At 72.4% G+C, this 20,516-nt stretch carries 17 protein-coding genes and 1 tRNA gene; 4 read left to right on the forward strand and 14 right to left on the reverse strand.

Translation table 11 applies throughout. The features are described from left to right. Positions 1 to 109 precede the first annotated feature (109 nt). The 5 genes from eno to mfd form a co-directional block, all read right to left on the reverse strand. On the reverse strand, positions 110 to 1,387 hold the full coding sequence (eno, locus tag ABD401_RS23330; RefSeq protein WP_344609301.1) for a phosphopyruvate hydratase: 1,278 nt from the start codon (positions 1,385 to 1,387) through the stop codon (positions 110 to 112). 141 nt (positions 1,388 to 1,528) lie between these two features. Beyond that, a complete protein-coding gene (locus ABD401_RS23335) occupies positions 1,529 to 3,181 on the reverse strand; it encodes a DUF885 domain-containing protein (RefSeq protein WP_344609303.1) in 1,653 nt (550 codons plus the stop codon). Then, positions 3,178 to 3,861 (reverse strand): nucleoside triphosphate pyrophosphohydrolase, encoded by a 684-nt coding sequence (locus tag ABD401_RS23340; protein ID WP_425566239.1) that lies wholly within the window; start codon positions 3,859 to 3,861, stop codon positions 3,178 to 3,180. Before ABD401_RS23340 ends, ABD401_RS23335 begins: the two co-directional genes overlap by 4 nt. Beyond that, the gene (locus ABD401_RS23345; RefSeq protein ID WP_344609305.1) at positions 3,858 to 4,463 is read right to left on the reverse strand and encodes a SurA N-terminal domain-containing protein; all 606 of its coding nucleotides are present in this window, start codon (positions 4,461 to 4,463) and stop codon (positions 3,858 to 3,860) included. The genes ABD401_RS23340 and ABD401_RS23345 overlap by 4 nt, the downstream gene beginning before the upstream one ends. A gap of 10 nt (positions 4,464 to 4,473) precedes the next feature. Continuing rightward, positions 4,474 to 8,112: a transcription-repair coupling factor gene (gene mfd / locus ABD401_RS23350; protein ID WP_344609307.1), complete on the reverse strand. Its 3,639-nt coding sequence runs from the start codon at positions 8,110 to 8,112 to the stop codon at positions 4,474 to 4,476. Between the two features lie 130 nt (positions 8,113 to 8,242). On the opposite strand from mfd, the gene ABD401_RS23355 reads away from it, so the two are divergent. Further along, a complete protein-coding gene (locus tag ABD401_RS23355) occupies positions 8,243 to 8,761 on the forward strand; it encodes a hypothetical protein (protein ID WP_344609309.1) in 519 nt (172 codons plus the stop codon). 3 nt (positions 8,762 to 8,764) lie between these two features. Here the strand turns inward: ABD401_RS23355 and ABD401_RS23360 are convergent, their stop codons facing one another. Beyond that, the gene (locus tag ABD401_RS23360; RefSeq protein WP_344609311.1) at positions 8,765 to 9,679 is read right to left on the reverse strand and encodes a hypothetical protein; all 915 of its coding nucleotides are present in this window, start codon (positions 9,677 to 9,679) and stop codon (positions 8,765 to 8,767) included. A 208-nt stretch (positions 9,680 to 9,887) separates the two neighbouring features. Between ABD401_RS23360 and ABD401_RS23365 the strand changes: the two genes are divergently transcribed. The 3 genes from ABD401_RS23365 to ABD401_RS23375 are packed head-to-tail and all read left to right on the forward strand — an operon-like array spanning position 9,888 to position 13,437. Further along, positions 9,888 to 10,769 carry a serine/threonine-protein kinase gene (locus tag ABD401_RS23365; protein WP_344609313.1) on the forward strand — a complete coding sequence of 294 codons (882 nt, stop codon included), beginning with the start codon at positions 9,888 to 9,890 and terminating at the stop codon, positions 10,767 to 10,769. Further along, positions 10,760 to 11,410 carry a hypothetical protein gene (locus ABD401_RS23370; protein ID WP_344609315.1) on the forward strand — a complete coding sequence of 217 codons (651 nt, stop codon included), beginning with the start codon at positions 10,760 to 10,762 and terminating at the stop codon, positions 11,408 to 11,410. The genes ABD401_RS23365 and ABD401_RS23370 overlap by 10 nt, the downstream gene beginning before the upstream one ends. Continuing rightward, positions 11,407 to 13,437, forward strand: coding sequence for a transglycosylase domain-containing protein (locus ABD401_RS23375; RefSeq protein ID WP_344609317.1), 2,031 nt, complete (start codon positions 11,407 to 11,409; stop codon positions 13,435 to 13,437). Before ABD401_RS23370 ends, ABD401_RS23375 begins: the two co-directional genes overlap by 4 nt. Here ABD401_RS23375 and ABD401_RS23380 read toward each other — a convergent pair. The 8 genes from ABD401_RS23380 to ABD401_RS23415 all read right to left on the reverse strand — a co-directional run bounded on the left by ABD401_RS23380 (position 13,434) and on the right by ABD401_RS23415 (position 20,516). Next, complete coding sequence (locus ABD401_RS23380) at positions 13,434 to 14,396, reverse strand: alpha/beta fold hydrolase (protein WP_344609319.1); 963 nt, start codon at positions 14,394 to 14,396, stop codon at positions 13,434 to 13,436. The two genes, ABD401_RS23375 and ABD401_RS23380, sit on opposite strands and share 4 nt — an antisense overlap. Positions 14,397 to 14,473: 77 nt before the next feature. Beyond that, on the reverse strand, positions 14,474 to 15,331 hold the full coding sequence (locus tag ABD401_RS23385) for a hypothetical protein (protein WP_344609321.1): 858 nt from the start codon (positions 15,329 to 15,331) through the stop codon (positions 14,474 to 14,476). A gap of 417 nt (positions 15,332 to 15,748) precedes the next feature. Beyond that, positions 15,749 to 16,330, reverse strand: a complete 582-nt coding sequence (pth, locus tag ABD401_RS23390) for an aminoacyl-tRNA hydrolase (protein ID WP_344609323.1) — start codon at positions 16,328 to 16,330, stop codon at positions 15,749 to 15,751. 30 nt (positions 16,331 to 16,360) lie between these two features. Then, positions 16,361 to 16,999, reverse strand: coding sequence for a 50S ribosomal protein L25/general stress protein Ctc (locus ABD401_RS23395; RefSeq protein ID WP_344609325.1), 639 nt, complete (start codon positions 16,997 to 16,999; stop codon positions 16,361 to 16,363). A 187-nt stretch (positions 17,000 to 17,186) separates the two neighbouring features. After that, positions 17,187 to 18,164, reverse strand: coding sequence for a ribose-phosphate diphosphokinase (locus ABD401_RS23400; protein ID WP_344609327.1), 978 nt, complete (start codon positions 18,162 to 18,164; stop codon positions 17,187 to 17,189). Between the two features lie 95 nt (positions 18,165 to 18,259). Further along, the gene (glmU, locus tag ABD401_RS23405) at positions 18,260 to 19,699 is read right to left on the reverse strand and encodes a bifunctional UDP-N-acetylglucosamine diphosphorylase/glucosamine-1-phosphate N-acetyltransferase GlmU (RefSeq protein WP_344609329.1); all 1,440 of its coding nucleotides are present in this window, start codon (positions 19,697 to 19,699) and stop codon (positions 18,260 to 18,262) included. A 26-nt stretch (positions 19,700 to 19,725) separates the two neighbouring features. Further along, a tRNA-Gln gene (locus tag ABD401_RS23410) sits at positions 19,726 to 19,796 on the reverse strand. Positions 19,797 to 19,811: 15 nt separating this feature from the next. Then, on the reverse strand, positions 19,812 to 20,516 hold the full coding sequence (locus ABD401_RS23415; RefSeq protein WP_344609331.1) for a TetR family transcriptional regulator: 705 nt from the start codon (positions 20,514 to 20,516) through the stop codon (positions 19,812 to 19,814).

The following is a 20,516-nucleotide window of genomic DNA, read 5'->3' on the forward strand; positions in this document are numbered from 1 at the left end:
CGGCCGCTGTGCACCGCCGGCCGCGCGTCGCCGCGGCTCGCGGCCGGGTGAGCCTTGTCCCGAGACGTCGGTCGCGCGGCGGCGCGGCGGGGCACCTTCATGCGAGTGCCTAGCCCTGGTACCGCGGGAAGGCGGAACGGCCGGCGTAGCGGGCGGCGTCGTCGAGCATCTGCTCGATGCGCAGCAGCTGGTTGTACTTCGCCACGCGCTCGGACCGCGCCGGGGCGCCGGTCTTGATCTGGCCGCAGTCGGTCGCGACCGCGAGGTCGGCGATCGTCGTGTCCTCGGTCTCGCCGCTGCGGTGGCTCATCATGCAGCGGTACCCGTTGCGGTGCGCGAGATTCACGGCGTCGAGGGTCTCGGTCAGCGTACCGATCTGATTGACCTTCACCAGAAGGGCGTTCGCGGTGCCTTCGGCGATGCCGCGGGCGAGCCGCTCCGGGTTCGTGACGAACAGGTCGTCGCCGACGAGCTGAACCTTGTCGCCGAGGCGCTCGGTGAGCGCGTGCCAGCCGGCCCAGTCCTCCTCGTTCATCGGGTCCTCGATCGAGACCAGCGGGTAGCTGGCGACGAGGTCCGCGTAGTAGTCGGCCATCTGCTCCGCGGTGCGCTTCTGGCCCTCGAAGTTGTAGACGCCGTCGGAGTGGAACTCGGTCGCGGCGACGTCGAGCGCGAGCACGACGTCGTCACCGAGGCGGAACCCGGCCGCACCGATCGCGGTCGCGATCAGGTCGAGCGCCGCGCGGTTCGACGGCAGGTCCGGCGCGAAGCCACCCTCGTCGCCGAGGCCGGTCGCGAGGCCCTGCTGCTTCAGGACGGACTTGAGCGAGTGGTAGACCTCGGCGCCCCACCGCAGCGCCTCGGAGAACGACTCGGCCCCGACCGGGGCGATCATGAACTCCTGGATGTCGACGCTGGTGTCCGCGTGCGCGCCGCCGTTGAGGATGTTCATCATCGGCACCGGCAGCACGTGCGCGCTCGGGCCGCCGACGTAGCGGAACAGCGGCAGGTCCGCGCTCTCCGCGGCGGCGCGCGCGACGGCGAGGCTGACGCCGAGGAGCGCGTTCGCACCGAGGCGCGACTTGCCGGGGGTGCCGTCGAGGTCGATCAGGGCCTGGTCGATCAGGCGCTGCTCACTGGCGTCGAAGCCGAGCAGCGCGTCCTGGATCTCCTCCTCGACCGCCGCGACGGCCTTGAGGACACCCTTGCCCTGGTAGCGCTCGTCGCCGTCCCGGAGCTCGACGGCCTCGAAGGCGCCGGTGGAGGCACCGGAGGGCACGGCCGCGCGCCCCACCTTGCCGTCGTCGAGCACGACCTCGACCTCGACGGTCGGGTTGCCGCGCGAGTCGAGGATCTCGATCGCGACGATCTCGTCGATGGTGGCCACGTTCGTCACTCCATTTCAGACAGCGCTGACGACACTACCGAGCGTTCGCAACGCGACGGCGGAGCCGCACCGGCGGCTCCGGGTGAACACGAAGATGCTTCATTCGATTGTCCGCCTTCGCCCGATTCGCGCACCGCGGGGTCACAGACCGAGCAGGGTGCGCAGGTGCCGCGGGGGCGGCGAGCCGTGGGCGAGCAGGCGGTCGTGGACTTCGCGCTCCGTTGCGCCCGGGGCCGCGGCCCGGACCTCGGCGACCAGGTCACGGACGCCGAGGTACCCGACGAAGTACGTCGAGAGCTGGGTGGAGGTGAGGAGGGACCGGCGCCACTTGCCGTGGGCCTCGCCCTCCTCCTGGTGGCCACGGCCGGTCATCAGCGCCATGGCCTCGTCCTGCGTCATCCCGCGCGTGTGCACGCGGACGTCGAGGATCGTGTTGATCGTCATCCGCAGCTGCATCTTCAGCTGCTGCATGCGCAGGGCGTCGCCGCCGAAACCGTGACGCGCCATCAGTTCCTCGGAGTAGACCGCCCAGCCTTCGACGAACGGGCCGCTCCAGAACGCGGCGCGCACCTTCGTCGGCGCGACACAGCGGCGGTCGTGCGCCAACTGCAGGACGTGGCCGGGCATCGCCTCGTGGATCGTGAGGTTCCGCAGCATGTGGCAGTTGTACTCACGGAAGAACGAGGTGACCCGCTCCGCCGGCCAGTCGGCCGGGGTCGGCGAGATCGCATAGAACGTCGGCAGGTTCGCCGTCTCCAGCGGGCCCGGCGGGTCGCAGTACGCGACCGCGACGCCGCGGTGGATCTCGGGCATGACGACGATCTCGACCGGGTCGTCGTGGACGGTGACGAGGTCGCGCTCGCGCACGAAGGCGGTCGTCTCGACCAGCGTCTGCTCGGCCAGGCCGACGATCGTGTGGTTGGTCGGGGCCTCGGCGGCGAGGCCGTCGAGCACACGCCGGACCTGCCCGGGCCCGGGGCGGCCGCCGTCGATCCGCGCGGCGGTCTCGGCGATCTCCTCGCTGATCCGCTCCAGCTCGGACTCCGCCCGTGCCAGCAGGGTGTCGGGGTCGTCGTCGGTGTCGAGCGTGAGCCGCAGGCGGCGGGCGAAGAGCTCCGGCCCGAGCCGCGGGTCGCCGGTCGCCTCCGGCAGGCGGTCGGACAGCCACGCCAGGTGCTCGGTGAGCGCCTCGGTGGCGGCCTCGGCGGCGGGCTCGATCAGCGCGCGCAGCCCGGGGTCGTTCGCCGCGGCGACGGTGCGTTCGAGCTCGGTGGCGATCAGCGTCCGCGTCCCGGTGAACTGGCCGATCGCGGTCTCGACGTGGATCGCCGGCATCGCCTCAAGGTCCGCCCGGGCCTGGGTCAGGGTGGCCGGGACGGCCGCCAGCCGGCCGGCCATGGACCGGATGCGGTCCGCGGCCGGGGCGAACTCGCGGGCGAGCAGCAGGTGCAGCGCCGTGCCCGGGTTGGCCTCCAGCGGGTTCCACGCGTGCTCACGCAGCTCGGTCAGCTCGAAGACCCGCCGGCGCAGGTGGTGGGCGAGGATCTCGCGGTCGACGGACTCCGCGGCGCTCGCGGCCGGCGGCAGCGCGGCCAGCTCGTCGAGGCGGGCCGTCCGCCGCGCGAGCTCGTCGGCGCGGGCCACGGAGCCGGTCGCGGGCAGCCGGTCGTCGAACCGGTGGTCACCGAGCGCGGTCGCGGTGACCGGGTCGAGCGCGAGGTGCTCGTCGAGGATCGCCGCCGCGGCGGCGACGAACGCCTCGGTGTAGTCGGCTCCGTTTGCCGTGGTCGTCATGCTCCCCCGCCCTCCCCCGGCTCACGGGCTGCGGTCTGCTCCAGGTCCCGGATCGTCGCGGCGAAGCGTCGGCAGGCGGCGCGCAGCTCGGCCTCGGCGTCGAGACCGCGGGCCCGGGCCGCGGCGACGGTGGCGAACAGCAGCTCACCGAGGTCGGCGTCGGCCGGGACGTCCGCCTGCGGCACCGGCAGGACCAGCGGGGCCTTCTCGGCCCGGGAGAGCAGCTTGTCCGCGAGCGCGAGGGCGGGCTGGGCCAGCGGCACCCCGTCCATCGCGGAGGAGCGGCCCTTCTCCTGCGCCTTCAGCTTCTCCCAGTTCGCCTCGACGTCGGCGGCCGTCTCGGCCACGACGTCCGCGAACACGTGCGGGTGCCGGCGGACCAGCTTGGCCGAGATCCCGGCGGCGACGTCGTCGATGTCGAAGGGGTCCTCGGCGTCCTCGGCCGCGATGCGCGCGTGGAAGACGACCTGCAGCAGCAGGTCCCCGAGCTCCTCGCGCAGGTGCGCGCGGTCCCCGGACTCGACGGCCTCGATCGTCTCGTAGGTCTCCTCGACGAGGTACTTCAGCAGCGAGGTGTGGGTCTGCTCGGCGTCCCAGGGACACCCGCCCGGCGAGCGGAGACGGTCCATGACCGCCACCAGCTCCAGCAGCGCCGCCCCGGGGCGGTCGGGGCGGTTCACCCCTTGGGTGCCTTGAGGAAGTCCCACTGGGTCGCGATGACCTGACCCACCTTCGGATCGAACGTGCCGTACCGCGGGTTCACCTTGATCCGCAGCGACTCGGCGACCGCGACCAGCCGCCGCGCGAACTCCTCGTTGAGCTGGACCTCGCCGGCGTTCGGGAGCTGCTGCTCGATCGCCTCGCTGATCAACCGCTCGATGGTGAAGCGCCGGTACACCTCGTCGAGGGAGTCGGCCGTGACGTTGTTCTGCGCGGCGAGCTCCGCGATCTCGTCCGCCGACCGGGTCTCCGCGGCGCGCGTCTTCTCGATCTCCGCCTCGGTGACGCGGATGTTCATCTGCTGCGCGGCGCGCTCGAAGACCAGGTTGAGCACCCGCCGCTCGACCTCGACGCGCGCGGCGTCCCGGTCGAGCTGGGTCGGCAGGCCGTACTCCTTGCGCTGGTCCCGGACCTGGTCCAGGTAGCCCTGGATCTCACTGACGGTGATCCGCTGGTCCTCGACGATCGCGGCCGCACCCAGCTGGCTCGGCTCGCAGGCGGACAGACCGCCGAACGTCACGACGGCGGCGAACAGGAGCGCGACGCGCCTGCTGCGGTTCACGCGGATCTCCTCAGGACTTGCCGGCGGTGTTGGCGCTCGAGATGTCGGAGGTCACCAGCTCGACGACCTGGCGGGCCCAGTCCAGCAGCTCCAGGCCGACGAGCGGGGTTCCACCGACCCGTGCGGTGCTCGGGCGCGGCACGAGGATCGTACGCACGGGCACCTTCACCACGGACTTCGGGTACAGGCGCTGCAGGCGCATCTGCTGGGACTCCCGCAGCGTCACCGGGCTGAACCGGACGTGCGGCCCGGCGACCGTCACCTCCTCGATCCCGGCGCCCCGGACCAGCGAGCGGAAGCGCGCGACGGCGAGCAGGTTCTCCACCTCGGTCGGCACCGGCCCGTAGCGGTCGGTGAGCTCGTCGCGGACGGCGGTGATGTCCTCCTCCGGGTCCCGCCCGGAGATCGAGCCGATGTCCGCGATGCGCTTGTACGCCTCCAGGCGCAGCCGCTCGCCGGGGATGTAGTCGTGCGGGATATGGGCGTCGACGGGCAGCTCGACGCGAACCTCCGAGGGCGGGGCGTCCTTGCCCTCCCCCTGCGCCTTGTACTCGGCGACAGCCTCGCCGACCATCCGGACGTAGAGGTCGAACCCGACGCCCTCGATGTGCCCGGACTGCTCGCCGCCGAGCAGGTTGCCGGCGCCGCGGATCTCGAGGTCCTTCATCGCGACGTACATGCCGGCGCCGAGCTCGGTGTGCTGCGCGATGGTCGCGAGCCGCTCGTGCGCGGTCTCGGTCAGCGGCTTCTCCGGCGGGTACAGGAAGTAGGCGTACCCGCGCTCGCGCGACCGGCCCACGCGGCCACGCAGCTGGTGCAGCTGCGCGAGGCCGAGCACGTCGGCGCGCTCGACGATCAGCGTGTTCGCGTTGGAGATGTCCAGGCCGGTCTCGACGATCGTCGTGCAGACGAGGACGTCGAAGCGCTTCTCCCAGAAGTCGACGATGACCTGCTCGAGCGTGTGCTCGTTCATCTGCCCGTGCGCGGTCGCGACCCGCGCCTCGGGAACGAGGTCGACCAGGCGCTTCGCGGCCTTCTCGATCGACTCCACCCGGTTGTGGACGTAGAAGACCTGACCCTCCCTCATCAGCTCTCGACGGATCGCGGCCTGGATCTGCTTGTCCTGGTAGGGCCCGACGAAGGTGAGGACCGGGTGCCGCTCCTCCGGCGGGGTCTGGATCGTCGACATCTCCCGGATCCCGGTGATCGACATCTCCAGCGTTCGCGGGATCGGGGTCGCGGACATCGTGAGCACGTCGACGTGGGTCCGCAGCTTCTTCAGCTGCTCCTTGTGCTCGACACCGAAGCGCTGCTCCTCGTCGACGATGATCAGCCCGAGGTTCTTGAACTGCGTCGTCTGCGAGAGCAGGCGGTGCGTTCCGATCACGATGTCGATGCTGCCGTCCGCGAGACCGGAGATGACGGCCTCGGTCTCGGTGGCCGTGTTGAACCGCGAGAGGTTCCGCACGGTCACGGGGAACGGCGCGTACCGGTCGGAGAAGGTCTGGAAGTGCTGCTGGGCCAGCAGGGTCGTCGGCACCAGGACCGCGACCTGCTTGCCGTCCTGCACCGCCTTGAACGCCGCGCGGACCGCGATCTCGGTCTTGCCGTAGCCGACGTCGCCGCAGATCACGCGGTCCATCGGGTACGGCTTCTCCATGTCCGCCTTGACCTCGTCGATGGCCGCGAGCTGGTCGGGCGTCTCGATGTAGGGGAAGGCGTCCTCGAGTTCGCGCTGCCACGGGGTGTCCGGCCCGAAGGCGTGCCCGGGAGCCGACGTGCGGGCGGCGTAGAGGCGGATCAGCTCGCCCGCGATCTCCTTGACCGCCTTGCGGGCACGGCCCTTCGCCTTCTGCCAGTCCGCGCCGCCGAGGCGGTGCAGCGCCGGCTGCTCGCCACCGACGTAGCGGGTGACGGCCTCGAGCGCGTCCGAGGGGACGTACAGCCGGTCGCCGGGTTGGCCGCGCTTGCTCGGCGCGTACTCGATGACGAGGTACTCGCGGGTCGCCCCGCCGACGGTGCGCTGCACCATCTCGACGTAGCGGCCGACGCCGTGCTGGGAGTGGACGACGAAGTCCCCCGGCCGCAGCTGCAGCGGGTCGACCATGTTGCGGCGCCGGCTCGGCATCCGGCCCCGCAGGTCCTTGGTCGAGATCCCGGCCCGGCTGGTGAGGTCGTACTCGGTGAGAACGGCGAGCTTGCGGGCCTCGTCCACGAACCCGGTCGCGAGCTCCGCGCACGTCACGAGCGCCACGCCCGGCTCCGGCGGACCGGCGACCTCGTCAACCAGTCGCACCGGGAGGTTGTCGGCGCTCAGCACCTCGACCGTCCGCTGCGCCGTGCCGTGCCCGGCCGCGACCATCACGACCGACCACCCGTCGGCCAGCCAGGCCTGAACGTCCGCCACCGCCCGCGCGGTCTCGCCGCGGTAGGCCTCCGGCGCCCGCGCCCCCAGCGCAGCGGCCGAAGGATCGGTCGCTGTTGCAGCCACCTCGTCGAGCGCAACGGTGTCGTCGGCGGAGTCGGTGGAGGCGAAGGGCGCGATCGTCCACCACGGGAGACCGAGGCCGCGGATGTGCTCGCGGACCTCGCCGAGGTCACGGAGCGCGGCGGCGCCGAGGTCGATCGGGGCCTTCCCGCCGGCGGCGGCGCCGGACCAGGAGGCCTCGAGGAACTCCTGGCTGGTGCGGACCAGGTCGACGGCGCGGGCGCGGACGCGCTCCGGGTCGCAGGCGACGATCAGCGTGTTCGGGGGCATCTGGTCGACGAGGAGCTCCATGTGGTCGACCAGGACCGGCGAGAGCGCCTCCATGCCGTCGACCGCGATGCCGTCGGCGATGCGGCCGACGATGTCCTCCAGTTCCGGGTGCGAGGTGCGCAGCGCGGCGGCGCGGTCGCGGACCTCCTTGGTGAGCAGGAGCTCCCGGCACGGGGGCGCCCACAGCGTCTCGCGGGTCTCGGCCTTCTCCCCCGACTCCAGGCTGCGCTGGTCGGCCACCTTGAACGGGCGAATCTCCTCGACCGTGTCGCCCCAGAACTCGACGCGGAGCGGGTGCTCCTCGGTGGGCGGGAACACGTCGACCAGACCACCACGGACGGCGAACTCACCGCGGCGCTCGACGAGGTCGACGCGGGCGTAGGCGGCCGCGGCGAGGCCGTCGACGACGGCGTCGAGCTCGACCTCGTCGCCGACCCGGAGGCTGACCGGCTCCAGCTCACCGAGGCCCGGGACCATCGGCTGCACCAGGCTGCGCACCGGGCAGATGACGACGTCGAGGGGCCCCGCGGCGGGGTCGTCCGGCAGCGGCCGCGTGAGCCGGCGCAGCACTGCGAGCCGGCGGCCGACGGTGTCGGCGCGGGGCGACATCCGCTCGTGCGGGAGGGTCTCCCAGGAGGGGAACACCGCGACGCGCTCGGCCGGGAGCAGCGCGGACAGGGCGGCCTGCAGGTCGTCGGCCTCGCGGCCGGTCGCGACCACGGCGAGCACCGGGCGACCGGTGCGGGCGGCGAGCGCGGCGAGGGCGAACGGGCGCGACCCGGGCGGGCCGATCAGGTCCAGGCTCGGCAGGTCGCCGGCCTGGGCGCGGATCAGCGCGTCGGCGAGCACCGGGTCGGTGGCGACGACGTCGAGGAGACCGGACAGCGGCACGGTGAGTCTCTTCCCAGGCGGGTGCGGACAACGCGAACACCCCGGATCCGCAAACCGGACCGGGGTGAGCTCAGCCTACGTCGGCCCGGCGACAGCGCGTCCGGGCCGACCGTTTGGAAGGATCGCGAGCATGAGCACGCAGCGGAGTGGGCCCTGGCGACGCGCGGCGGCGATCGGGGCCGTGCTGCTCCTCGCCCTCGCCGGATGCAGCGACGACGACTCCGACGCCGACGACCTCGGCGAGGACATCGAGGCCTCGGAGAGCCCGTTCCCCGCCCCCGGCAGCTTCGCGGACAAGGTCAACCGGCTCTGCGACCAGCTCTCGGCGGACAGTCTCGACGTCACCGGCGGCGAGGACCCGACCCGCGAGCAGTTCCTCGAGGACGAGCCGAAGCTGGCGGCGCTGGTCGAGAAGTTCGACGCCGAGGTCGCCAAGCTCCCGGTGACCGAGGCCGACCGGGCGGCCGCCGCCGCGATGAAGGCGTTCCAGCGCTACAGCGACGAGAGCTACGCCAAGGTCGTCGAGGCCGCGAAGACCGGGGACGATGCGGCGTTCTCGGCCGCGTTCACCGCGTTCCTCGAAGGCTTCGAGGACACCGACGCCGACGAGAACATCCAGGCCGAAGGCATCTTCTGCCCCGGCCGCTGATCCTCAGCGGCGGCAGCGCAGCTGCCGGTCCGGCACCTCGAGCAGCCGGTCGACGACCGTCGCGGCGAGCAGCTCCCACTGGGCGTACCGGTTCGGGAACGCCGACCGCTGGACGGCCTGGGCGGCGACGGTGAGCGGCATCCGCTCCCAGCCGGGGATCGCGACCAGCGGCCCGTAGAACGCGGCCGCCGCGTAGGCCGGGGTGCGGATCTGCGCCTTGGTGCCCCAGCCGTAGGACGGGCGCTGCTGGAAGAGCCCGAGCGAGTCGCGGTCGCCCCAGTTCAGGTTGCGGATCCAGGACTCCTGGTAGGCCGTCGCGACCGCGATGACGGCCGCCCGCGGCGGCAGGCCGAGCAGTTTCCCGACGGCGACGATCGTCCGCGCGTTCGCCATCTGGTGCGCGTCGAGTGCGGGGAACTGCTGGATCCGCGGGTTGTACCCGCAGGCGCCGCCGAGCTTCGGCAGCGTGGCGCGCCGCCGGATCGGCTTCGCGAGCACCTGCTGCGGCAGCGGCTGTCCGAGCACGGCCTCGGGGCGGCGCAGGACCAGCTCCGGGCGCGGCGCGGCGCGGGAGGCCCGCTCGTCCGCCCGGACGGGCTCCGCCGTGACGCCGGGCAGCGCACCGGCCGGCACGGACGGCGCGCTGCGCTCCCAGCCGCGGGCCAGGAACCGGTCCCCGGGGGCGGGCACCGGTCCGGCGGGGCCGACGGCAGCGGCCGCGGTCTCGGCGGCGTCGGCGTCAGCAGCGTCGGCGGCCGACTCGTCGGCGATCACCGGGCCCGCGAGAGCGGCGCCGACGAGGGCGAGGGCGACGGCCGCGGCGAGGGAATGGCGGCCGCGGCGGCTCGGGCGGGAACGCGAGGGGCGCCGTGGTGAGCCAAGCCACAGCCGGCCGTGCGCGTGGTCGGTGGGAGACACGGGGATGGACCGTAGGTCGGGACTCGGCACTCGTTTCCGAACCGATCTCGCCTCCGTCGAGACCCCTCCGGAGGTGTGTCCGACGTGTCCGGATTCGTCCGCGTGTTGTCCGGCGTGTCGGGCGAGGTCACCGTGATCTACCGAACAGATCTTTCGCAGCGGCTGCGGACTGCGTGCCGGGGGGAACGGCGGGTAGCCGCTCCTTCGTATGCGACAGCGTCGGAGTTCCACACCGCCCCTCCTCGACGCGACCCAGCCGGCGGGCCGGGCCGTCGAGGCGGCCGGCGAACTCGGCGCCGGGGCGCCCTTCGGGCTCGGCGACCGGTACCGACTGCGGCGGCTGCTCGGGACGGGCGGGATGGCGTCGGTCTGGCTGGCGGACGATCACCGCGGCCCGGCCCCGGTGTTCGAGGCGGTCGCGGTGAAGATCCTCGCGGACTCCCTGGCGCTGGACCCGCAGTTCGTCGACCGCTTCCGCCGGGAGGCCCAGATCGCGGGGACGCTGCGGCACCCGCGGCTCGTCGCGGTCGTCGACGACGGCGGCGACCATCGCCGGCCCTACCTCGCGATGGAGTACGTGCGCGGGAAGACCCTCGCCCAGCGGATGAAGGCCGACGACCCGCCCGACGCGATGACGCTCGCGCGCCACCTCCTGGAGGCCGTCGCCTACGTCCACGACTCCGGGGTCGTGCACCGCGACATCAAGCCGTCCAACCTGCTCCTCACCGAGACCGGTGACGCGAAGCTCTTCGACTTCGGCATCGCCCTCTCCCCCGCCGCCGCGCGGCTGACGCAGACCGGGGAGGTCATGGGGACCGCGCGGTACGTCGCGCCCGAGGTCCTCGAGGGCGTCGCCCCGACCTACCGCTCCGACCTGTACTCCTGCGGCGTCCTGCTCGAGGTCTGCGTCGGGGCGAGCGCGCCGCCGGCCCTCTGGGACGTCATCGACGCCTGCACCCGACTGCGCACCTCCGAGCGGCCCGCGTCCGCCGGCGAGGCGCTCGCGCTGCTCGACCGAGCGGCGCCGTCCCGCACCCCGCGCCCGCGAACCCGTCCGTCCACCACCCGAGGAGCCGAACCGTGTCGGTGACCCCAGCCCGGATCGGCACCGGGACCGTCCTGCCCACCCAGCTGCGACGCCGCCGGAGCCGCCACCGCATCGGCCCGGAGGCCGTGGTCGCCCGGCAGCGCCGGGTGTTCGGTGGTGTCCAGGTCGGCGCCGCGTTCTTCGGCTGGGTCACCGCGGTCGGCATGACCGTGCTGCTCACCTCCGGCGTCCTGGCGCTGATGATCGCGATCGGCGTCGTGCTCGGCACCGACCCGAACAGCGCCACCGACGGCGCCGCGTCCAACGCCGTCGCGGTCAGCATCCTCGGCGCGATCCTGCTCGCGGTCGTCCTGTTCGGCGCCTTCCTCTGCGGGGGTTACGTGGCCGCGCGCATGGCCCGGTTCGACGGTCTGCTGCAGGGGGTCGCGGTCTGCGGATGGACCGTGGGCGTCCCGGTCGCGTTGTTCCTGCTCGCGCTCGTGCTCGACCTCGGCTTCCGGGACGTCGCGCTCTCGCTGGTGCCCGGCATCGCGACGGTGGCCCTCGGACTCGGCGCGCTCGGCGTCGCGGCGCTCGGCGCGGTCGCCGGCGGTCTCCTCGGGGAGCGGTACCACCGCGTGGTGGACCGGGTCGGCCTCACCGAGAGTCTGCCGAGCGACGCCGACGCGGAGGAACGCGCGTGAACCTGGGGGAACAGATCCGGGCCGGGGGGCCACGCGTCGTCGGCGCCGTCGGGGCCGTGGTGTTCGCGCTGCTGGCGACGCTGGCGGCCGGGTTGTACTCGCTGACGGAGTCTCAGGCCGTGGCGTTGGAGGAGTGGATCCCCTCCTCCGCGGTCGCGCCCGACGCCCCGCGGCGATCGAGTGTGCTGGCCACCGACGGCTCGGTGATCGCGACGTTCGGCGTGCAGGACCGCGTCGACGTCGACCTCACCGACGTCGCCCCGGCGGTGCAGGACGCCGTGCTCGCGATCGAGGACAACCGCTTCTACGACCACGGCGCCATCGACCCGGTGGGGATGGTGCGCGCACTGACGGCCAACATCGCGGCCGGGGGCGTCGAGGAGGGTGGTTCGACGCTGACGCAGCAGTACGTCAAGCAGGCGCAGGTCGCGGCCGCCGAGGACGACGACGACGTCAGCCGGGCCACCGAGACGACGATCTCCCGCAAGATCCGCGAGATGGGAGCCGCCCTCGCGGTGGAGAGCCGACTCGACAAGGACGAGATCCTCGAGCGCTACCTGAACCTCGTCTACTTCGGCAACGGCGCGTACGGCGTTCAGGTCGCCGCCCAACGCTACTTCAGCAAGCCCGCGAAGGACCTGACGCTGGCTCAGAGCGCGCTGCTCGCCGGCATCGTGCGCGCGCCCACCGCGTACGACCCGATCAAGAACCCGGACAACGCCACGAAGCGCCGCAACGTCGTGCTGACCCGGATGGCCGAGGTCGGCCGGATCAACCGCGAGCAGGCCGAGGCCGCGAAGGCCGAGCCACTCCGTCTGGAACCGACCCCGCTGCGCCTCGGCTGCGCGGACTCCCCCCACCCGTGGTTCTGCGGCTACGTCGTGGCGGAGGTCCGCGCGATGAAGAGCCTCGGCAGCTCTCCTGCCGAACGCATGGAGCGACTGTACGAGGGCGGGCTCACGATCCGCTCGACGCTCGACCCCAAGGTTCAGCAGGCCGCCGAGGCCGCCGTCGACGACCACATCGCGCGCGGTCACGACATCGCGAGCGCGATCGTGATGACCGAACCGGGCACGGGCGCGGTCCGGGCCGTCGCGATCAACCGGGAGTGGGGCGAGGACACCGACGCCGGCCAGACGACGGTGAACTACGCCCTCGACCGCGACCAGGGCGGCAGCGCCGGGTTCCAGGCCGGGTCGACGTTCAAGCCGTTCGTCGCCGCCGCGGCACTGAAGAAGGGCATCGAGCCCTCGAAGCGGTTCAGCGCGCCCTCGTCCGTGACCGTCGACGGATTCACGAACTGTGCGACCGGCCGCACCTATCCGCCCTACAGCGTCGGCAACTACGAGAAGCGCAGCTTCGGCTCGCTCGACCTCGCGTCGGCGACGGCGAGGTCCGTGAACACCTACTACGTCCAGCTCGCCGAGGAGGTCGGCACCTGCGCGCCCCCGGAGCTCGCCGAGAAGATGGGCGTCCGCCGTGCGGACGGCGAGGACCTGTCGCGGGTGCCGTCGTTCGTGCTCGGCGTCGACGAGGTCTCGCCGCTGCGGCTGGCCGAGGCGTACGCGACGTTCGCGGCGGACGGCAAGCACTGCGCCTCCCGCGCGATTGTCGGCATCACCGAGCCCGACGGGGGTGAGCTCGACGTCCCCGGCCGTGACTGCGACCAGGTGATCCCGAAGGACGTCGCCCGCGGGGTGACGAAGCTGCTCGAGGGCGTCATCGACGGAGACCTCGACGACCGCACCGGCGCGAAGATGTCCCTCGGCCGCCGCCCGGCCGCCGGCAAGACCGGAACGACCAACGACGCAACCGCGGTCTGGTTCGCGGGGTTCACCTCGCGGCTCGCCGCCGCGGTGTGGGCCGGGTACCCCGAGGGGTCCCGCCCGCTGAAGAACGTCCGCATCGGCGGGCAGCGCTACGAGACCCTGTTCGGCGGCGCGCTGCCCGGACCGATCTGGCGCGACGCGATGCGGGCCGCGCTGAAGGGCCAGCCGGTCCGGGACCGGGACCAGGCCCGGGATTAGGCGCCGATCGTCGCGTCCTCGGCGGGGTCGGGGACGGCGGCGAGGGTCGCCCCGGGGCCGGGCATGCCCCGGCCGGTGCGGAGCAGGGTGCGCCACTGGGCGGAGCTGTAGTCGGCGGGCTCGGTGGAGTCGAGGAAGTCGCGGAGCACGGCGAGGAAACGCTCCGGATCGGTGTGGTGCGGGAAGTGCCCGGCGTCGGGAAAGATCTCCAGCCGGCTGCCCGGCATCGCCTCGTGCACGAGGTGGGCCTGGTCGACGGGGATGATCGCGTCCCGCGCACCCCAGATCAGCAGCGTCGGCATGCCCTCGGCGAGGTAGCAGCGGTCGAGCATCGTGATGACCTGGCCGCGGCGGTCGACGGCGGCGCGCAGCGTCCGCAGGAACGCGCTCCGCGCCGGTGAGTCGGGCAGCGCGTCGAACAGCCGCATCAGGTCACCGGCGTCCCGCCCGAGGTCGGTGTCGAGCCACCGCAGCAGCGTGAGCCCGACGGACCCGACCGTCTTGACCCCGGGCATGCGCAGCACCGGCAGGAAGGTCTCGACGCCGGGCGTCGCGACCAGGTGGAACAGCGGGTGCGTCTTCGGCCCGACCCCGCCGGTGCACACGAGCACGAGGCGCTCGCAGCGCTCGGGGAACTGGTAGGCGAACTGCATCGCGACCCCGCCGCCGAGCGAGTGCCCGCACACGGTGACGCGGTCGAGGTCGAGGACGCTGATCAGGTCGCGCATCCCGCAGGCGAAGGCGGCGATCGAGTAGTCCGCCCGGGGCCGGTCGGACCGGCCGTGACCGAGCAGGTCCGGGGCGATGACGGTGTAGTGCTCGGCGAGTTCGTCGATCACCGTGTCCCAGGTGTCGGAGCTGTCGCCGATGCCGTGGATCAGCAGCAGGGGCGGGCCGCTTCCGGCCATGCGGAACGCGCGGCGGTACCCGTGGACGGTGACGTACGAGATCGGGGGCACGGCCGGAGCGTGCCAGCGCGCTTTTCCCGGACCGGGACTCCCGCGTTAACTCCAGGTAACCGAGCTCAGCGACTGCCTCAGGTGCTGCGCAGCGGGGTGCAGTTGAGCTCCTCGACCGGGACCTTCAGGACCGAGCTGACGAGCTGCGCGGCCATCCGCTCCCACCGGGCGTAGGCGGAGGGGAACGCGGAGACCTGGACGTCCTGGGCGGCGACGGTCAGCGGCAGGCGCTGCCAGCCGCGGACCTCCTTGAGCTCGGTGTAGAACTTCCGCGCCGAGTAGTACGGGTCCGTCACCTGCGAGTAGCTCCCCCAGCCCGCCGACGGGCGCTGCTGGAACAGGCCGGCCGAGTCGAGGTGCCCGCCGCGGAGGTTCTTCAGGTACGACTCCTGCAGCGCGGTCGCGATCGCGATCACCGCGGCCCGCGGGGGCAGGCCCATCCGCTGGGCGACGTCGATGATGATCCGCGCATTGCGCTGCTGCTCGGCGTTCAGCTTCTCGTTCTTCTGCGCGTACGGGTTGTAGCCGCAGGCGCGCTGCAGGGCCGCGAGGCGCTGGGCCGCCGCGAGGGCCAGCCGCTCGTCCCGCAGGGCCTTCGCGCGGGCCCGGGCCTGGTTCGCGGCCTTGGACCCCAGGACGGCCCGCATCTGGTCGCGCGTCGCGCGCTCGGGGACGACGACCCGCTGGACCTCGGAGGCGCCGCCGACACCGGCCACGGACTCCAGGGCGACGCCGCCGGAGCTCCCCCCGACCCCGTGCAGGGTCACGCCGCCGACGGCGGTCACCGCCACCGCCGCGCCGGCCGCCGCCGGGACCGCGATCGGCATCCGGCGTTTCGGCGCCCGGCGGTGACCGCGGGGCCGGGGCGCGGGCTCGGTGTGGATCTCGGCGTGGATCCGGGGGTGGACCTCGGCGTGGACCACGTCGACCGGCACGACGGCCGGGGGTTCGGGGATGCTCGGCGCTCGATGGCGGCCACCACGGGGCGGTGCCGGACTCAGCGACGGACTCGACAACGGACTCGACGACGGACTCGGCGACGGAGCGTCAGCGGGCGGGCGCGGAGCGCGGCGACGGCCGGTCGCGCCCGGGAGACTTTCGCCCGGCGACTCCACAGCTCCCGCGGGAGCAGCGTCCGGGGCGCACGTTTCGGTTCCGCCGAGAGGGCGGGCGTGACGGCCCATACCTTTTTCTACGGGCGACAGCGGCCTACCCCTCCCATCGGCAGGGCCAGGTTGGGAAAGGCCTTGGTAAGGCCGTCCCGACGAGTCCCGACATGTCCACCGGCATCGACACCGTCGTCGACGACACAACGCCCGGGCTCGTACCCCACCCTGCGGGGGTCCGAAACGTCACGAATTGAACGTATTTTGCGTTCGCTCGAGACCCTCGCGGACGAGCATCTCGACCGCGTCGGCGCAGCGGTCGAGCTCCAGGTCCAGGTCCTTGCGCTCGGCGGCGGAGAAGTCGCGCAGGACGTAGGCCGCGGGGTCCATGCGCCCCGGCGGCCGGTCGATGCCGAACCGGATCCGGTGGTAGTCGCCGGTCCCGAGCGAGCGGCGGATCGACTTCAGCCCGTTGTGGCCGTTGTCGCCGCCCCCGAACTTGGCCCGGAGGGCGGCGAACGGCAGGTCGAGCTCGTCGTGGATCACGACCAGGCGCTCGGGCGGGACGTCGTAGTACTTGCACAACCCCGAGACCGGGCCGCCGGACTCGTTCATGTACGACCGCGGACGGGCGAGCACGACGGGCGGCCCACCCGGGCCGCCCAACCGCGTCTCGGCGACGTCCGCACGCGCCTTGTGGGCCTTGAACGACGAGCGGTTGCGCTCGGCCAGGGTCTCGACGACGAGGAACCCGACGTTGTGCCGGTTCGCGACGTACTCCGGCCCGGGATTCCCCAGGCCGACGACGAGCCAGCGGTCCTCGGACATGCCGGCGGCCGTGCGGGAGAGCTCGCCGAACTACTCGGCGGCCTCGGCGGGGGCGTCGCCCTCGGTCTCGGCCGCAGCCTCGGCCGCGGGGGCGGCACCCTCGGCCGCCTCCTCGCCCTCCGGCTCGGCGGCGACGGGCACCGGGATGATGTTGACCGCGAGGTGCTCGGGGTCGGTGACGAGCTCGACACCGGTCGGCAGGTCGATCTCCTTGGCGAGGATCTGCGAGCCGATCGGGCGGTCGGTGATGTCGACGTCGAACGCCGTCGGGATGTGGGTGGCCTCGGCCATCACCTCGAGGGTGTTGAGCTCCTGGGCGACCATGGCGTCCGGAACCGGCTCACCGATGACGTTGAGGGCGACCTCGACCTTGACCTTCTCGCCGCGCTTCACGATGAGCAGGTCGACGTGCTCGAGCACGCCCTTGATCGGGTCCCGCTGGACGTCCTTCGGGATCGCGAGCTCGTTCTTGCCGTCCAGGTCGATGGAGAGCAGGACGTTCGCCGTCTTGAGGGCGAGCATCAGGTCGTGGCCGGGCAGCGTGATGTGCTTCGGGTCCTGACCGTGCCCGTAGAGGACGCCCGGGACCTTGTGGTCGCGGCGGATCCGCCGGGCGGCGCCCTTGCCGAACTCGCTGCGCGACTCGGCGCTGATCTTGACCTCGGCCACGGTGGAACTCCTCTTTCACATGCGAACGTCGAACGTGTTTCTCACGTACGGGCGGTGGGTCGATGCTCGACGTGGGCGCGGCAAGCGCGGGCCCACGGAGGACCGTACTCGCCGTCGATCACGGAGTCCCTACCCCCAAGAGCGGGTGGTCTCCCTCGCCGGGCAACCCGGGAAGCCTACCGGACGCTCAGCCCTGGCCCTCGAAGAGGCTGGTGACGGAGCCGTCGTCGAAGACCTCGCGGATCGCGCGGGCGATCAGCGGGGCGATCGAGAGCACCGTGAGCTTGTCGAACCGGCGCTCCTCCTCGATGGGGAGCGTGTTGGTGACGACGACCTCGGAGATCCGGGAGTTCTTGAGCCGGTCCACGGCGGGGCCGGACAGGATCGCGTGGGTCGCGGCGACGATGACGTCGGCGGCGCCGTTCTCGAACAGGGCGTCGGCGGCCTGGGTGATGGTGCCGGCGGTGTCGATCATGTCGTCGACGAGCACGCAGGTGCGGCCCTCGACCTCACCGACGACCTCGTGGACCTTGACCTGGTTGGGCACGTTCGGGTCGCGGCGCTTGTGGACGATCGCCAGCGGGCAGCCGAGACGGTCGGTCCACATGTCGGCGACGCGGACGCGGCCGGCGTCCGGGGAGACGACCGTCAGACGGTTGCGGTCGACGCGGTTGCCGACGTAGCGCGTCAGCAGCGGCAGCGCGAACAGGTGGTCGACGGGGCCGTCGAAGAAGCCCTGGATCTGCGCGGTGTGCAGGTCGACGGAGATCAGGCGGTCGGCGCCGGCGGTGCGGAACAGGTCCGCGATCAGGCGGGCCGAGATCGGCTCGCGGCCGCGGTGCTTCTTGTCCTGGCGGGAGTAGCCGTAGAACGGCATCACGACGGTGATGCGCTTGGCCGAGGCGCGCTTGAGCGCGTCGACCATGATCAGCTGCTCCATGATCGCCTGGTTGATCGGCGTCGCGTGGCTCTGGATCACGAAGGTGTCCGCGCCACGGACCGACTCCTGGAACCGCACGTAGATCTCGCCGTTGGCGAAGTCGAGCGCGGTCGTCGGGGTCGGCTCGATACCGAGTTCCGAGGCGATCTCCTCGGTCAGTTCGGGGTAGGCGCGGCCCCCCATGACGAGCAGCTTCCGCTCGCCGGTGGTCGTGATACCCGTCATGGGTCTGCTCCTCCGGGGGCCCTGGCGTCAGATGCGGTGGGGACGCTAGGCAGCAGTGTCCTTCATGTCGGGTTCATCGCGCGAATCGGGGGACGTCAGGACCCGTTCTGCTCCCGGGCCTCGCGGGCCGCCGCGGCCGCCTTCGCCGACTTCGAGTCCGGGCGCTTGCGCTCGACCCAGCCCTCGACGTTGCGCTGCTTGCCGCGGGCGACGGCCATCGCCCCGGGCGGGACGTCGGAGGTGATCACCGACCCGGCCGCGACGTACGCCCCGTCGTTCACCGTGACCGGCGCGACGAGCATGGTGTCGCAGCCCACGAACGCGTGGTCGCCGACCTTGGTGCGGCTCTTGGTCTGCCCGTCGTAATTCACGAAGATCGTCGCCGCGCCGATGTTGGTGCCGTCGCCGATGTCACCGTCGCCGACGTAGGACAGGTGCGGGATCTTCGAGCCGATGCCGAGGTTGGAGTTCTTGACCTCGCAGAACGCGCCGACCTTGCTCCTGGCGGCCAGCGTCGTGCCGGGGCGCAGGAACGTGAACGGGCCGGTCGAGACGCCGGGCCCGATCTCGACGTCGGTCGCGTGGGTCGCCAGGACCTTCGCGTCCTCCCCCACCTCGACGTCGGTCAGCGTCGTGTTCGGGCCGACGACGGCGCCGGCGGCGATCCGCGTCCGGCCGTGCAGCTGCGTGTTCGGGGCGAGCGTGACGTCCGGGGCGAGGGTGACCTCGACGTCGATCCAGGTCGTCGCGGGGTCGACGATCGTGACGCCGGCCCGCATCCAGTGTTCGCAGACCCGGTCGTTGAGCAGCCGACGCAGGTGCGCGAGCTGGACGCGGTCGTTGATCCCGTGGATCTCGTTGAAGTCCTCGGCCGGCAGCGCGCCGACGCGGTGGCCGTCGGTGCGCAGGATCTCGAGGGTGTCGGTGAGGTACTCCTCGCCCTGGCTGTTGTCGGTGCGCAGGCGGCCGAGCGCGTCCCGCAGCAGCGCGCCGTCGAAGGCGTAGATGCCGGAGTTGATCTCGGCGATCGCACGCTGGGCGTCGGTCGCGTCGCGGTGCTCGACGATCGCGGTGACCGCCCCGCTGTCGTCGCGCACCATGCGGCCGTAGCCGGTGGGGTCCGGGACGATCGCGGTGAGCACGGTCGCGGCGTTGCCCTCCGCGGCGTGGTGGTCGAGCAGGGCCTGCAGGGTCTCGGTGCGCAGCAGCGGCACGTCGCCGCAGACGACGAGGACGGTCCCGGTGACGTCGGGCGCGGCCTCGGTCAGGGCGATGCGCACCGCGTGGCCCGTCCCGTTGCGCGGCTCCTGGACGACGGGCACCGCGGCGGCGTCGATCTCGCCGAGGTGCGCGGTGACCAGTTCGCGGCCGGAGCCGACGACGACGATCACGCGCTCGGGGTCGGTGCCCCGGGCGGCGGCGAGGGCGTGTCCGACGAGCGACCGGCCCCCGAGGGTGTGCATCACCTTCGGGGTCGACGACTTCATCCGGGTGCCTTCGCCGGCGGCGAGCACGATCACGGCGGCGGGCTTCACGGGTCCTCCAGCGTCCGGTCGACTTGCTCCCGGGGGAGGATTCGAACCCCCATAAAGCGGACCAAAACCGCTTGTCCTGCCCTTAGACGACCCGGGATCGGCAGAGGTGAGGCTACTTGCTCGCGCGTCGCTCCGCGTTCTTCCCGGACGCGCGGACCGGCTTGGTGCCGTCGGCGGCGACCGTTTTCAGGGCGGGCTTGGCCTCGAGGTGGCCCAGACCGTTCCAGGCGAGGTTGACCAGGTGGGCGGCGACCTCGGCCCGCTTCGGCTTGCGGACGTCGAGCCACCACTGCCCCGTCAGCGCGACCATGCCGACGAGCATCTGCGCGTACATCGGGGCGAGCTTCGGGTCGAAGCCGCGCGCCTTGAACTGCGCGACCATGATGTGCTCGACCTGGCTCGCGACGTCGGAGATCAGGCTCGCGAAGCCACCGGTGGACTGCGTGACCGGCGAGTCCCGCACGAGGATGCGGAAACCGTCGGTGTTGGTCTCGATGTACTCCAGCAGTGCGAGCGCGGCCTGCTCGGCGAGCTGACGCGGGTTGCGGCTGGTCAGCGCGTTCGTCATGCGCTCCAGCAGCAGCTCGATCTCGCGGTCGACGACGACCGCGTAGAGGCCTTCCTTGCCACCGAAGTGCTCGTACACGACCGGCTTGGAGACGCCGGCCTTCGCCGCGATCTCCTCGACCGAGGTGCCTTCGAAACCCTTCTCGGCGAACAGGCGACGGCCGACGTCGACGAGTTGGAGGCGACGCTCCTTGCCCGACATCCGGGCTCGCGTCGCCGCCCGCCCGTTCGAGTCGGAAGCCTCGGCCAT

The sequence above is a fragment of the Sporichthya brevicatena genome, assembly GCF_039525035.1.
In the GTDB taxonomy this organism is placed as follows: domain Bacteria; phylum Actinomycetota; class Actinomycetes; order Sporichthyales; family Sporichthyaceae; genus Sporichthya; species Sporichthya brevicatena.